This window comes from Peribacillus sp. YIM B13481 (assembly GCF_042787985.1).
GTDB classification, from domain to species: domain Bacteria; phylum Bacillota; class Bacilli; order Bacillales; family DSM-1321; genus Peribacillus; species Peribacillus simplex_A.
In genome coordinates, this window is the sequence record NZ_JBHZPE010000073.1 from 1 (window position 1) to 14,404 (window position 14,404).

General features: G+C 36.2%; 12 protein-coding genes and 2 pseudogenes. 9 read left to right on the forward strand and 5 right to left on the reverse strand.

The genetic code is table 11. The features are described 5' to 3' along the window. Positions 1–172 precede the first annotated feature (172 nt). Positions 173–493, forward strand: a complete 321-nt coding sequence (locus tag ACFX4X_RS23405) for a hypothetical protein (protein ID WP_284471132.1) — start codon at positions 173–175, stop codon at positions 491–493. Next, positions 494–835 carry a hypothetical protein gene (locus ACFX4X_RS23410; protein ID WP_377386936.1) on the forward strand — a complete coding sequence of 114 codons (342 nt, stop codon included), beginning with the start codon at positions 494–496 and terminating at the stop codon, positions 833–835. Between the two features lie 453 nt (positions 836–1,288). Here the strand turns inward: ACFX4X_RS23410 and ACFX4X_RS23415 are convergent, their stop codons facing one another. Further along, on the reverse strand, positions 1,289–2,098 hold the full coding sequence (locus ACFX4X_RS23415; RefSeq protein WP_089364543.1) for a DUF2935 domain-containing protein: 810 nt from the start codon (positions 2,096–2,098) through the stop codon (positions 1,289–1,291). A 155-nt stretch (positions 2,099–2,253) separates the two neighbouring features. Here ACFX4X_RS23415 and ACFX4X_RS23420 point away from each other — a divergent pair. The 4 genes and pseudogenes from ACFX4X_RS23420 to ACFX4X_RS23435 form a co-directional block, all read left to right on the forward strand. After that, a pseudogene (locus ACFX4X_RS23420) lies at positions 2,254–2,424 on the forward strand (succinyl-CoA--3-ketoacid-CoA transferase); the annotation flags it as partial. A gap of 665 nt (positions 2,425–3,089) precedes the next feature. Beyond that, a complete protein-coding gene (locus ACFX4X_RS23425) occupies positions 3,090–3,314 on the forward strand; it encodes a hypothetical protein (RefSeq protein ID WP_061462602.1) in 225 nt (74 codons plus the stop codon). A 183-nt stretch (positions 3,315–3,497) separates the two neighbouring features. Further along, positions 3,498–4,625: a PepSY-associated TM helix domain-containing protein gene (locus ACFX4X_RS23430; RefSeq protein ID WP_377386939.1), complete on the forward strand. Its 1,128-nt coding sequence runs from the start codon at positions 3,498–3,500 to the stop codon at positions 4,623–4,625. 695 nt (positions 4,626–5,320) lie between these two features. Further along, the gene (locus ACFX4X_RS23435; RefSeq protein WP_377386942.1) at positions 5,321–6,091 is read left to right on the forward strand and encodes a GH25 family lysozyme; all 771 of its coding nucleotides are present in this window, start codon (positions 5,321–5,323) and stop codon (positions 6,089–6,091) included. A gap of 139 nt (positions 6,092–6,230) precedes the next feature. On the opposite strand, the pseudogene ACFX4X_RS23440 reads toward ACFX4X_RS23435, so the two are convergent. Continuing rightward, positions 6,231–7,583, reverse strand: a pseudogene (locus tag ACFX4X_RS23440) (IS1182 family transposase). Positions 7,584–7,910: 327 nt separating this feature from the next. Then, the gene (locus ACFX4X_RS23445; protein ID WP_061462608.1) at positions 7,911–8,090 is read right to left on the reverse strand and encodes an H-type small acid-soluble spore protein; all 180 of its coding nucleotides are present in this window, start codon (positions 8,088–8,090) and stop codon (positions 7,911–7,913) included. A gap of 714 nt (positions 8,091–8,804) precedes the next feature. Here ACFX4X_RS23445 and ACFX4X_RS23450 point away from each other — a divergent pair. From ACFX4X_RS23450 to ACFX4X_RS23460, 3 genes are all read left to right on the forward strand, one after another. Next, positions 8,805–9,800, forward strand: a complete 996-nt coding sequence (locus tag ACFX4X_RS23450) for an asparaginase (RefSeq protein ID WP_377386945.1) — start codon at positions 8,805–8,807, stop codon at positions 9,798–9,800. Positions 9,801–9,951: 151 nt separating this feature from the next. Next, positions 9,952–11,385: an alanine/glycine:cation symporter family protein gene (locus tag ACFX4X_RS23455; protein ID WP_284471127.1), complete on the forward strand. Its 1,434-nt coding sequence runs from the start codon at positions 9,952–9,954 to the stop codon at positions 11,383–11,385. Between the two features lie 305 nt (positions 11,386–11,690). Then, complete coding sequence (locus ACFX4X_RS23460; protein WP_377386948.1) at positions 11,691–12,488, forward strand: fumarylacetoacetate hydrolase family protein; 798 nt, start codon at positions 11,691–11,693, stop codon at positions 12,486–12,488. Positions 12,489–13,407: 919 nt separating this feature from the next. Here ACFX4X_RS23460 and ACFX4X_RS23465 read toward each other — a convergent pair. Continuing rightward, a complete protein-coding gene (locus ACFX4X_RS23465) occupies positions 13,408–13,677 on the reverse strand; it encodes a hypothetical protein (RefSeq protein WP_377386951.1) in 270 nt (89 codons plus the stop codon). Between the two features lie 346 nt (positions 13,678–14,023). Then, entirely contained in the window at positions 14,024–14,179 is a 156-nt protein-coding gene (locus ACFX4X_RS23470; RefSeq protein ID WP_377386953.1) for a hypothetical protein, read from the reverse strand. Between the last annotated feature and the right edge of the window lie 225 nt (positions 14,180–14,404).

The window sequence follows — 14,404 nt, forward strand, 5'->3', positions numbered from 1 at the left end:
GTAGATTCTCCTCACTTATTGTGTATGATTCTACATGCCCTTATTTTTATTGTCCAACTAAGTGTAACCTGTCCAAGGCAGATGGGGAATGTCTAAGGGGCAATCGTCACTGAAGGCAGGTAAAGAAGCTTTCACTAAATTGTTACTGAATATAAGGGAGGGAGGAATATAAATGTTTTTGATTGGCGATAATTATATTATTGTACTACCCCCTAAGTGGTACTCCTCCATTGTTAAATGGCCTTCTAAAAATCGAGAGGGCTTTTTTTTGTGGGCATTGGTTAATTATTTGTTGATCTTCGATAAAAGTTTAAAGACCAAATGGGTCGTTTTTCCAGAAGTTGTATTTGTGACTGAAAGCCGTAAATCAGTGTTCTTATTTATTGAGAATAAAGCAAAGGGTGGTATCGGATTAGGGGTTTTGTCCTTTTTGTGGATAAAGGAGGAAATTACGTTTCGTTTGAAGAATGTTTTGAAGATGGGGGTGGAATAATTGCGACAAAATATTGAACAGGACTTATCTAAAGAGGATATTTTTAGAATGATTGTTAAACACCTTGATGTATTCCCGTTGACTTGTCTAGACGCTATCAGAGAAGTTATTAGAAGTTCATTAAAACAACGGGGCTTAATAGGAGGAGTAACTAAACAAACAGGAGCAGCTGCTATAACCTATAACCGGAAAATATCAGAAAAAGATATACAGTTAATAAATGATTGTATTTATGACCTTTTATATAGCCGAGTTATCCAACCTGGCATTAATAATGATAATCGAGATTTACCATGGATTCATGTTTCTGATAAAGAGAAACTAAAAAAATATCTAAACTGAAAAGTATAGTCCGATAAATCAGAGAATTTTTCCATCCGGGAGAAACTTCCCCCTGAATGGTTGAAGGCGCAAGAATACTGCATTAGGTGTAAAGATAATTATTGGAGGAAAGATATATATAGCGAATGGGGATTAATGCGTAAACCGATTTTATAAATCCGAGGAATTTGAGATTCTCAAAAATGCAATAGTTGGATGTCCTAGAAAAGTGGGCATAGATTATGATCGGTAAGAGTGCCATTTAAAATCGAGCTAGTGCTTGAATATCCTTTATAGTTAAGCTAAGTAAGAGTCCAAAAAGGATGGGCTTAGGGGGAATGGATAAAATTTGGTGAACTCACTTTATTAACAGCAAAAACATAGGAAAAGCCCTTCTCTAAATCGAGAGGGGCCTATTTTAGGTTATAATCTCTTTAGCCGATAATTGCAATTTTCTATATAATTCACACTCAATTAATTGTATGTTTCACCTGTAAGATGGGATTCAAACATATCGATAATTTCAAGGAAACGATTGGCCTCACGGAAAACGTGATCAGCCAATAGAGGATGGATAATGCTCTTGATTTTGCATTCTTCGATTAAATCTCTGGCGGTTTTCTTAAAGTCTCGAAGTGATACGACGGAAACACGGTTCTGATCTAGAAATTGATCCAAAAGAGGGGCAGTTTGAGATTGCGGCTTCATGGACTCTAAGTCTACAGCTTGAAAGACTAATTGATCAAAATCATTGCTAAAGTTTCGCGCCATATCTACAAGCTTTCTTTCCGATGGATCAAGGAGATGTCCAATAAATTTTGCATGATCCGCCATGATCCTTAAAAAGAAAACATTCTCTTTGATGATAGCATCAGCAAGTGGTTTCAATTTACCTTCATTTAATTCTTTTAATCGTTTTCTAAAATAATTGGCTTCCCTACTTATATGGTCAACTAAAAGTGGGAAATTGTTTGCACCAGGCAATTTACAGGTAAGTATTAACCCCAACACTTTCCTTTTAAAGAAAAATATGTTCGTAGCAGCTTGTTGCACTTCCGCATTAAATATTCTAATCTGTTCTGGATCAGTTTGATTTGTAAAGGAATGAGATTGCTGTTCTATCCGTTCAAATACATGAAAAAACTGATTAGCTTCGTCAATTAGCTGTGTATCTTCACATCTGAAACCCAGTCTTAGAAATAACGAGTGTTCCTTCATAATTCGTGACCAAAAACGGATTTCATCTAAAGAACGTTCAACAAACATTCCAGAATTATTTCTCATATTAGCTTCCTGGCTGTTTTCACCCAATACTATATCCCCCTTTATCCTTACCATCTTTAAAATCATATTAAAAAGGGGGCAATTGTATACCACTCAGTTACATATAAGTCACAAATAAATCAAATATGTATTTTGAATCGTAGCCTAATAAATGAGGAAAGGAAACAATCACTTTCAAGAACGGATCTTTCTATTTCACTAGTGTCGAGTCTTTTGCAATTAGAAGGTATGGAAGTTTCCGAGAGTGGAGATCAAGCGTATAGATGATTCCAGGGAAAATGATTAAGGGAAAGGGAGGAATTATGGACCATGTTAATGGAGCAAAATGAATAAATAGAAATGGTTAGCAGAATATCCTAAGGAGTGCTCCTTGCCTCTACCAGGAATTAGTTGTGAACTCAATTAATATAGATCGAGCGGTGATGGATGTAACGGAATCTGGTTTAATGCTAGCAAAAAGGGTATACCATTGAAGAGATTCAATCTATTACTGTACACAGGTTGAACTTTAATCATCCGTGAAATGTTAAACTCGAAACTTATTGGCAGACAATAAGAGTAACCTATTCAATTAAAGAAAATAGACTGTATTGGAGAACTTGCTTAGTTTAACTTTCAAGATTTAGATGATGATAATGTATAACTTATTCTTAATTGCTAGTGAGAAACAGGGCAAGCAATCTTTTTTACTTGCTCTTTTTTCTGTTACAAAGATTGTGACAACTCTGCATGGTTCTTAAAGTACTAGATAATTGGTACATATAGAATGTATTGTAATGAATCGTCTATTGAATATTGACTCAAAACTAAATAATAATGTCTTTACCCGTAGAAACAAGTAAAGCCTTTCGAACTTTATTAAGAATGAAAATTTGTAAAATAGTATAATGATGATTTTTATGAATTTGGATTATAGGATATATAGAATGAAATAGGTTTTAGAAAAGAAACAAAGAAAATCATGAATTAGAAAAAGAGTGGGGTATATAAAATGACTGTTTTGTTTGGTACGGTCGAATACTTTGTACAAGAAATGCTAAGTCACTTAGAAATTTATCGAATGGGAAAATGGACAAAAGAGGATGAAATCTCATTAATATATTCAAAATTGGAAAATGAAATTTTATACGACTTTGTATGTGACGATAAAGTTCGAATAGAATGTTTGAAAAACCTTGCCTATGCAGCTAAAAGAATAAGGACAAAAGAATATTAATCTATAAAAAAGAGGATGTCCCAAGATGTATGGCTTTTTGGTGCATCCCTTTTCTTATGCTTAAGTGCCTCAAAAGATTATCCAATAGGGGTTGTTTAAAGTTTTAATTGACAATGATTATCATTATCTTTATATTATTGATTATCCTTCAAAATTAATTACTATTGGAAAGCAGGCATTTTTATGAAAACACGTAGAATCATTGCAAAAATTCATTTATGGCTTAGTATGCTAGCTGGGGTATTTATAGTACTGATTGGCTTAACAGGAAGTTTGCTTGTCTTTGAACCTGAACTAAACAGTATACTGCATCCTAATTTATATAAAGTTACAGAAGGGAAAAAAGTTACGTATCAGCAAGCCGTGCAGGTTATATCAGAATCACATCCAAAAGGACAAATTGAGCGTATATACACTCCAAGTGAACCTAATGCTCGTGGAGTTTATCTATTCCGCCTAAAGGAAGGAGAGGAGCAACAAAGCATATATGTCAATCCAGGAACAGGATACATAAATGGAACATTAGGGGATAAAGCATTATTTAATCAGATAAAGGAATTTCACGAACAGCTATTGTTAAAAGACTTCAATGGTGAGAAAATCGTCGGTATGATTGGATTTATTTTCTTTTTTATAACTTTATCAGGACTATATTTATGGTGGCCGGGGATTAAAAAATTGGCACGTGGGTTTATAATGAGACGTAATGCCAACCCATATGTAAGGCAGTTTGATTTACATAAAGTCATTGGTGGATTTTCCATTCCGTTTTTATTGGTCGTTTCGATAACAGGGGCCCTTTTTGTGTATGATGAAATGATTTTTAGTTGGTTTGGTGCAAAAGCAAAGGTAATGCCTCCAGAAGAGCAGCTTATCTCAAAAACCATTCCAACTGGAAAGCTTCCACTTGATGAGTTGTTAAATAGGGCTGAAAAAGCCATACCACAGGGAAAACTTATGCAAGTTAGAATGCCCGAAAAGGTGGAAAGGGGAACTCCAGAAGGCGCAGTGGAATTTCGTCTTAGTCGTTCATATGATCCAGGAAAAGGAAATGTGAAAGTGTGGTTAGATCAGTATAGTGGAAAAGTTGTGGGCAAGTTAGACCCACATGTTAATAGTGGACTTATCTATCAAACATGGCACCTTCCGTTACATACGGGTAGTTTTGGTGGCTTAATTACAAAAATTTTGTATTCCATTGGTGGCCTTACTCCATCCATTCTGATGTTTACTGGTGTCTATATGTGGAGTTATAAGAAAAAGAACAAGAAAAAAAGGAAACAGAAAAACGATTCAATAGCAGCAGCATAAACACTTGATTTGAAATCCATTGCATTCTACATCGGTTAAAGCAAGTGCTGTATATAGAATTGAAGATGAAAAATCTCAGAGTATTGGATTCAAATTGATTAGTCAGGAAGTCAATAACAATTAGATAATAATAAACATATTTAATATTTACCTTTTCGAAAAGAGCTAGGAAAGTAATAAGGTATGACAAGAGCTGAATTATCTGCTCTTGATCAACTATAGATTGCCTTACTTCAATTACAGGGTTGCTACGGCAGCCTTTTTATTATGGAACTATTTTCATTATAACTCTACAATTTATAGGGAATCGGCAGAATAATCCATTTCATATGATTTGAAATATGCGATTTCAAATTTCAAAAAAAAGATTAGTAATATCGGCCGGCCCCCCCCCCCCTTCTAATATTAATAAAATCAGAATAGCCATACAATAAACGTTGAAAACTAAAGCACTTTACTTTCAATCTGATTTTTAACGACTTTAAATGCTTTCACTGAAAAAAATTTTAGATGATACCCAATGAATGGTATTTATGACGGCAATAATATCCCCACAATTATAGTTTGGACAATAGGACTGTATGTTTCCACCATGAGGTATTTAAATAAACGAATAAAATCAAAATATTTGAAAAAGGATTATAATCATGCAACATAGAGTTGGTTTCCTTTTGAAAAAAGAGGAGGATATTAATATGGAAAATGTAAAGGGAATCGATGTTTCACATTGGCAAGGTGCTATTAATTGGGATGAAGTTGCTAAGGCCGGCATGGAGTTTGTATTCATTAAAGCAACCGAGGGAACGAATTATCCTAAGCTCTCGTATTTTAAAGAAAATGCTCCTCAAGCTTTGGCAGCGGGATTGAAAGTCGGGGCCTATCACTATGCTAAGTTTGCTACTGTTGCTGGGGCAAAGGCAGAGGCTGCTTATTTTTTAGATTCTATCAGCTCTTTTACTTTAAATTACCCTGTTGTTCTTGATCTTGAAGAAAATAAAAAAGGTGCAAATAAAAAAAAGTTAACCGATGCAGCAATAGCTTTTTTAGACTCTATCGATGAAGCAGGATACACCGCTATGCTTTATACTGGTAAATACTTTCTCGAAAATACTTTAGATGAATCAAGATTGACGAAGTACGCTTTGTGGATTGCCCGATACAACAGCTCATTGGGACGAAGCACAGATATTTGGCAGCATTCCGATTCTGGTAAGATAAGTGGTATCAGCACAAAGGTGGATTTGAATATAGCTTATAGGGATTTTACAAATACAGTAAATTCTTTTAGGACGCCCAACTCCCGTGCATTGAAAACTGAATCAACCACAACATATACTGTAACAAAAGGCGACACACTAAGCTTAATTGCAAAAAACAACAAAACAACCGTAAAATCTCTTGTTAGTCTTAACAGCATTAAAAACCCGGACAAAATTTATATCGGTCAAAAGCTAAGGTTGAAATAAGAAAAGGCTCTTCTCTATAAGAGAGGAGCTCAGTTTGTCGACAAAAGGGGTTCGGAATGTATTAATTCCGATCCCCTTTTGATATTTTCTTGGAATTTTGCTCAAGATTAAGAGCTTGGGTCTCTACGAGCCCACTATGTTAGGCCATTTTTGGACCTTGCCATGTCCAATTGGCCATCTTCTTTACATTCATGGCAGCGAAAGTAAGCATCGCCTACATCGATAATTTTTTAAGTCCCCTTAAAGTAGTCCAACGCATACCATGCTTTTCTTTTGCATCTGCGAATACACGCTCAATCGTTTCCTTGCGTTTCGCATAGATAGGTTTTACATCTTGATGATGACGCAGGTGATCTGCTTCTTCCATATTTTCTTGCCGGATATGGCGCGTCACCACTTTTTGATGGTCTTTGCTTTCTGTACACTGTGATAAAAATGAACATGTCTTACAAATGTGTTTGGGAGATTTGTACTCACGATATCCCTCTTTATTTGTTGTTGAGTACTTTAAAATCTCGCCCGATGGGCAAAGGTAACAGTCAAAATGTTCATCGTAAACATACTCAAGTTTGCGGAAGAATCCTTCTTTTGTTCGTGGCCGTGTATAGGGTAAAGCCGGTGTGATTTCTTTGTCAAAGAGTTAGCTTGTAATGGCTGGTGTTTTATAAGCTGCATCTGCGGCTTCAGGCTTTCCAACTTTCTCAATCACTTGTTCAACCAGTGGCTCTAACATATGGCTATCATGCGTATTTCCAGGTGTTACAATCGACCCTAGCACAAAACCATTGCGGTCTGCAGCCGTGTGAAATGAATAGGCAAACTGTTTTGTCCGTTCATCTTTCACATAGTAACCACTCTCAGGATCTGTTGTACTTTCTTTAATCTCTTTGGTTTCTTCCTTATAATATTTATCTGGTGGAAAAGGTTTCTTTCCATGGTTTTCACGATCTTGATTTATTTCTTCTTGAAGGCGTTCTTGATACGCTCGTGTTTCCTTGCGAACGACTTTCTTTGCGAACTTTCGCTTATTTTCACTGGCTTTCACATGAGTGGAATCAACGAATACATGCTCAGCACTTATTAACTTTCTTTCGGAAGCTGTCATTAAGATGCGATAGAAAATCTGTTCAAACAGGTCAGTATCTTTAAAGCGTCGCTCGTAATTTTTCCCGAACGTTGAGAAGTGAGGCACTTTATCATGGAAACCGTAACCTAAAAACCAACGGTAAGCCATATTCGTTTCAACTTCTTCAATTGTTTTACGCATCGAACGAATACCGAAGGTATATTGAATCAATGTCAATTTAACTAAAATAACTGGATCAATACTTGGGAGCCCTATCTCTGAATACATATCTTTCACCAAGTCATAAATGAAAGTGAAGTCAATGGCCGCCTCAATTTTACGAACCAAATGGTTCGCTGGCACCAGTTGATCCAAAGTAATCATTTCAAGTTGATCTCGCTGAATAGAATTATGTTTCGAAAGCATCGTCATCACCTCAAGTTTTAATACTCCTATTTTAAAACAAAAAAGACTGTAGGCAAAAGCGGTTATATCTAATTGTTAAAACAAAGTTGATTGGAGCCGGTGTGCGAGACTCCTGCGGGAAAAGCGCGTTCAAGGGAGACCCCACAGGCGCAAAGGCGCCGAGGAGGCTCCCGGACCGCCCGCGGAAAGCGAGTGCCCTACGTTCTAATCAACGTTCGAATTTTTAAAACCCTCAAAAAAAATGTAGACAAACTCGATTTTCATCGAGTTTGTCTACAGTCTGGGCTCTTCTCTATAAGAGAGGAGCTTATTTTTAATTGAAATTCATTATATTTCTTTAAGTTCATCAATGCCCACTTCTGATTTTTCCTCTAATGGTCCTCTGAGATGTACTGTAGCAGTTCTGCCGTCTTCATTTAAATTATCAATCCATACTGAAGTGCCATTATATCTCACCTCAATGTCAGATGATGAAGAAAGAATCTGTTTTACACGTTTAACATCCACATAAATCCCTCCCTGCTTATTAGTCTACTTATTATTTGGGGAAAGACTGAATTTTATTCGTTTTTTAAAGGTACTAAAAAATAAGCCTTAATTTCATGGGATTAATATATAACAAAAAGCCGCAATAATGTTGCACCTTTCCCTGTTATATGAGGGCGAGAGCTCAATTAATCTTATTGATAAGATGGAAATCCTAAAACTTAAAAATAATAGGTTGTCTGCTGAAATGGATAGGATTGTAAAAAGTGTTGAGTTGATAAAATACGAAATTTTAAGGATACTGTATGTTTAAATCTGGACTGGCGGTATATTATCCGACATGGGATAAAATCAATTGTCCCCCAATTAAAGATTTTAAAATTGGAAGATTATTATTCTACATTATTTCACGAAATGATTCACGTATATAAAAACATTTAGAAAAAAATATAATACTCTCTTTAAAAACATATAAACACGTTGAGGTATATGGTTTTTTATGCTTAAACATCTAAGTTGAAATTACTGAAATAATTACCTTTTTGATATTCATTATTTGTTCTGTGGATTCAAAAAGTGGAGGAAGTGTACGAAAATTGAATATTTTTATCTTGAATAATTATATTTATGTAACTATAATTATATTAAAAGTACGCGAATTGAATAAATGCACGCGGATTGAATACTTTCTTTTGAAAAACTTATTGTAAAAAATAGATAGGGGAGCCATTATCATTGAAAAAATTAATGTTGTTTACGACTGGCGGAACAGTAGCCTCAATTGAAGGAGAAAACGGACTTGCACCTGAACTGCATGCCGATGATCTATTAAGTTACATACCTGAATTAAATGTACGTTGCCATATTGATACGAAGGAGTTAATGAACATTGATAGCACCAACATGCAACCAGAGTTTTGGATAGATATGGCGAATGTTATTTACGAACATTACGATCAGTATGATGGATTTATTATTACGCATGGCACCGATACAATGGGTTACACATCAGCTGCACTTTCTTATATGTTACAGGGTGCATCAAAACCGATTGTTATTACAGGCTCGCAAATTCCTATTTCGTATAGTAAAACAGATGCAAAACGAAACATTTCAGATGCCATCCGTTTTGCTTGTGAAGAAATAGGTGGGGTATATATTGTATTTGACGGCAAAGTCATTCAAGGGACAAGAGGGATTAAACTTAGGACGAAAAGCTATGATGCCTTTGAAAGTATTAATTATCCGTATGTTGCATCGATACATGATGACATAATTGAATATAATAAATCCATTCATATCCAAAAAAATAAACACATTCAATTAGATACATCACTTTGTACAGATGTGGCGGTTGTTAAATTACATCCTGGGATAAAACCAGAATTTTTTGACTGCCTAAAAGGTTTGTATAAAGGAGTGGTTGTGGAGAGCTATGGAAGTGGTGGTATTCCTTTTCAAGTGCGCAACATTTTAGCGAAATTGATTGAATTAACCGAGCACGGTGTATCTGTTGTCATTACGACTCAATGTCTAGAAGAAGGAGAAGACATGGATATATATGAAGTTGGTCGGAAAATTGACCATAATCGTGTAGTGCGTTCTAAAAATATGAACACAGAAGCAATTGTGCCGAAATTGATGTGGGTGCTAGGAAAAACAACAGATCCAAAAAAGGTAAAAGAAATGATGGAAACAACGATTGCAGCAGATATTACGTTATCTTTTTGAGATACTGCCATTAAGTCATTAAATCCAATTTTTAGGAACTATAAACTCCTGTCTTTGGACAGACTTCATCAGTTGATGAAGTTGATCCTTTTTAAAATTGAAAAAAACAAGTATCTTCTAAGCTAACTAAATTTTAATAAGAGGTGTTTAAATGCAACAGTTATTACATCATGTGATTGGCGTAACAAATGATTTCCTTTGGTCAAAATTATTAATTATTATGCTTGTTTCTTGTGGGATTTATTTCACAATTAAATTGAAATTTGTACAGGTTAGAATGTTAAAGGAAATGGTCCGTGTTTTATTGGAAGGAAGAAAGGGTTCTGAAGACAGCGTTTCCCCCTTTCAAGCGTTCTGTATTGGTATGGCCGCCCGCGTTGGGACAGGTAATATTACAGGAATTGCGATTGCGATTGCGTTAGGCGGTCCTGGAGCGATATTCTGGATGTGGATTATTGCAATTATTAGCTCGGCAACCAGCTTTATAGAAAGTACGTTAGCGCAAGTATATAAAGTAAAAGATAAAACTGGTTTCCGAGGCGGTCCATCCTATTATATGGAAAAAGGATTAAACAAACGTTGGATGGGAGTATTATTCTCCATTTTAATTACGCTTTCTTTCGGTCTTGTATTCAATTCTGTACAATCAAATACCGTTACAATTGCTTTTAAGAACTCATTTGGGGCAGATCGTTTAACTGTAGGGATTATCATGACACTTGCTTTCGCTGCGATTATCTTTGGCGGTGTGAAGCGTATTGGAAAAATTGCTGAATACAAGGTGATGATTCTAGGTGTGTTATACCTTGGAATGGCATTATTTGTCATAGCGATGAACATAACCAAAATGCCGGAAATTCTTTCTCTTATTATTCATAACGCGTTTGGCTTTGAACAACTGGCAGGCGGTTCAATCGGCGCTGCGTTCATGAATGGCGTTAAACGTGGTTTATTCTCGAATGAAGCTGGTATGGGAAGTGCGCCAAACGTTGCCGCAACGGCAAAAACAAGTCATCCGGTGAAACAAGGACTTATTCAGGCATTTGGCGTATTAACGGATACACTGATCATCTGTACAAGCACAGCATTTATTATTTTACTTTCGGATGCTTATAAACAACCAGGGCTAACTGGCATTGCACTTACACAAACTTCATTAACTGAACACATCGGTTCCTGGGCATCAGGTTGTCTTGCGATCTTTGTTTTCCTATTTGCATTCGGTTCGTTAATTGGTAACTATTATTATGGGGAAACAAATATTCGATTTTTACACAACGGTAAAGTATGGTTGATTCTATATCGAATAGGCGCGTTCGCCATGATTGTATTCGGAGCGGTAGCAAAAGTCGAGCTTGTATGGGATTTAGCAGATTTATTTATGGGCTTGATGGTTATCGTAAACTTAATTGCCGTTCTCTTATTATCAAAAGTAGCTTTTGCAGCATTAAGTGATTATATGAAACAGAAAAAAGCTGGTCAAGATCCTGTTTTTTATAAAGACAGCATTAAAGGTCTTGAAAATGTTGAATGTTGGGAACACTCTCAAGATGCTTCCACTTTAAAAAAGAAAAACGCCATGTAATAAAAAAGATGTGCAGACATATGAACAAATCCACCGCATATGTTTCCGTCTGACTTATTGTTTTAAAAGTAGTGTAAGTGCTTCAACTGCATTGCTTGCTCATTATTCAACGTTTCGATGAAATCGTATAAAGCCGTTTTCGTACTTCATCGAATAAAACAATCTACCACCAGGGCTTCACTTACTGAGCCCATTGTTGAGCTATGGTTATTATGGAGTTGGATTCATCGTTTGCGATTATGTGAGACCCGAATTATATATTATCTAAGTCAGTATACCTTACTTATCAAAGGAGTTAATTCATTATGCAAGTGCTACAAAAAACGCAAAAAATAGTCCGCTATCAGAATCAACAGGGCAAAATACATTACGGTATTGTTGAGGATGAGATGATATTACAACTGTCTAGCAGTTTTGCTGAACTTGTCAACAAGGAAATAAAGTATGACGGGGTAGAGCTGAAATATAGTGACGTAAAAATTTTGGAACCTGTAAAACCTTCGAAAGTGGTTAATTTCGGCTGGACATATGCAGGTCATGCGAAGGAAACAGGGGGAGAGGCAAACCTTGTAGAACCATTTCTATTTTTAAAGCCATTATCTTCGCTTATTGCAGACAAGGAGAAAATTATCCTTCCTCCAAACGATCTATCCAACCAAGTGGAACTTGAAGGGGAAGTGGCCCTTGTCATTGGAAAGCGCGGAAAAAACATTAAAGAAGAAGATGCGCTTGATTATGTGTTCGGTTGCACGATATTTAATGACGTCACAGCAAGAGACCTTACCAAAAAAGATCCACAGTTTACGCGGGGCAAAGGATTTGATACATTCGGACCTTTGGGGCCGTGCATCGTTACCGGGGTAGATCCTACAAATTTGAGAATTGTGACCACATTAAACGGCCGCGTTGTCCAAGACGGGAATACCAATCAAATGTCTCTGAGCATTCCGTTTTTAATCAGCTGGCTTTCGCAGGTGATGACACTGGAGCCAGGTGACATTTTGGCCACGGGTTCACCATCTGGCAGCTGCTCGATTAATTCAGGGGATGTGGTCGTTGTGGAAGTCGAGAACATCGGTCAGTTATGTAATCATGTCGAGTAGAATGTACAAGCATTCATAAAAAACCAAAAATGAAAATATTCCAATATGGATGAGCCGACTTTTTAAAATGTTCCAGGGGACATCTCCTACTATCTTTCGTAGTAATTATGATGCTACTCTCATGGGCAAAGAGATGGTTTTTTGAAGGGAATAAGGTCGGGATGCTGTTTTTGCCCTATTAATGTGAAAAGGTTTCATAAGGCAGGTATTGTAGAGGGAATACGAATATAAAATCAACCTTGGTTTTTCTGCTCATCGTAAGATAATATTGGCTGTGCCGTTTTTTACTAGAGAATTGGTATCCGACTTTTAAACCTATCACAAGAATTATCAATGAGAACAAAAAGGCTATATTAAAAGGGATCAAGATTCATGGAGTATTAAAAGTTAATTTGGTCTTTACCGAAGGCCGGTTTAATTACATTGTAAAAATATAAAGCTGAAGATATGCAGCAAATACATGCTAGGCTTTCTGAATCAAAAGGATTATTCTAAAAAAGAGGGAGAACAAGCCATCCAGATGACTTGTTCTCCCCTTTGATCATACGTTTGAATTGCAAGGTATGGAGAGTATCTTTTATTAAATCTCGACCTTTTTTCATATCTTATCAATCTTTAACCATTTTCGAATCAATTTTTTAAAGAGTGCACCACTCAAATGGGGTCAAAAATCCAGCAAAAACTTCTCTAAATATGACGACTTTCTTCTATTATATATACTCACCAAAAACATCTTATTACAACAAATGAATCGCATGGCGTTCTTTTTCAAAAACCCTCTCCAAATAAATTTCTGTAGTGGATAGCTGCTTATGGCCCAGGCTCTTCATAATCTGATGGACATCAACTTCATTTAAGTGAGAAATGATGGCAAAAGCTTACCTAAATGTATGAGGACGAATGGAAGAAGAACGAAACTTTAAAAAGGCAATCCTCTCTCTTTAATGGCTTTTGTTAAGTATTGAGACAAATAAGAGGGAGAGTATGCACGGACGGTATGGGTCTTAAAGAGCGGGTCGGCTCCTTGTGCTGCATCAATATCCTCGATTCCTCTAGCTGAACGGAACATTCGAATACTATTCATTCCTTTTTCTTTCAATGGTATTTGCCTTCTTTTATTTCCTTTACCTAGGAACTCTAGAAAATACATGCTGGTAATCCTTGATTCGGAGTCTTGTAAACTCTTCATTAGGCATGCCTGTCATCGTTAGAGAGGAATAATCGAAAAAAAGATGGGTTCAGTGATATAGCCTGCTTCGAACAGGAATTTCAATAAACTCTTAATGATGGTTTTCTTTCTGGATAATGTGGCAACAGAATAAGCTCCTTTTGTTACGACATCGGGGCTTTTTTCTGATAACCTTTCCTGATACATTGAATGTGCCGGGTAGATAGAGATTTAAAGAGGGAAGCCTCCACAACTTTTTCCAAATCTAAAATGATTTCCACCAAATAAGTGAGTGATTGAACAATAAATTAAATAAGTTCTCGCTCATAGGCTTGTATGGTGCTGGCGGACTTTTCATGTAGCTGTTTTAAATGCTCTCGCCGGTGAAGAAACCACTGGAGCATTTCTGCATCGCTAAAATCTGAAAAAGGATCATGTCATTCTTTTCTGTAGCATCTAATCGTTCTTGCAACGATGTCTGCAAGACTTGAAGCTCTTTCGCTTTTTCTATCAGTTCATGCATACCTGTATCCCTCCCTTTTATCAACCATCTATCAATAAGATAAAGTATTTATTTATTAAATCCCTTTTATAGATTCTTAATACAGTATTACGAATATCTCTGGTACATCAGCAGAAGCTAGGAACATCACAACGGACATTTTATGGAATTGGTATGTCAACACTAAATCAAACAACTTTTTTAAGGGCTAAGTTTCGATAAGCCACCGGACTTAAGTAGCCAAGT

Excerpts from the sequence above, each read along its gene's own strand:
- ACFX4X_RS23405 (WP_284471132.1), top strand. The coding sequence starts at position 173 with ATGTTTTTGATTGGCGATAATTATATTATTGTACTACCCCCTAAGTGG.
- ACFX4X_RS23415 (WP_089364543.1), bottom strand. The coding sequence starts at position 2,098 with ATGAGAAATAATTCTGGAATGTTTGTTGAACGTTCTTTAGATGAAATC.
- ACFX4X_RS23425 (WP_061462602.1), top strand. The coding sequence starts at position 3,090 with ATGACTGTTTTGTTTGGTACGGTCGAATACTTTGTACAAGAAATGCTA.
- ACFX4X_RS23430 (WP_377386939.1), top strand. The coding sequence starts at position 3,498 with ATGAAAACACGTAGAATCATTGCAAAAATTCATTTATGGCTTAGTATG.
- ACFX4X_RS23435 (WP_377386942.1), top strand. The coding sequence starts at position 5,321 with ATGGAAAATGTAAAGGGAATCGATGTTTCACATTGGCAAGGTGCTATT.
- ACFX4X_RS23455 (WP_284471127.1), top strand. The coding sequence starts at position 9,952 with ATGCAACAGTTATTACATCATGTGATTGGCGTAACAAATGATTTCCTT.
- ACFX4X_RS23460 (WP_377386948.1), top strand. The coding sequence starts at position 11,691 with ATGCAAGTGCTACAAAAAACGCAAAAAATAGTCCGCTATCAGAATCAA.
- ACFX4X_RS23465 (WP_377386951.1), bottom strand. The coding sequence starts at position 13,677 with ATGAAGAGTTTACAAGACTCCGAATCAAGGATTACCAGCATGTATTTT.
- ACFX4X_RS23470 (WP_377386953.1), bottom strand. The coding sequence starts at position 14,179 with ATGCATGAACTGATAGAAAAAGCGAAAGAGCTTCAAGTCTTGCAGACA.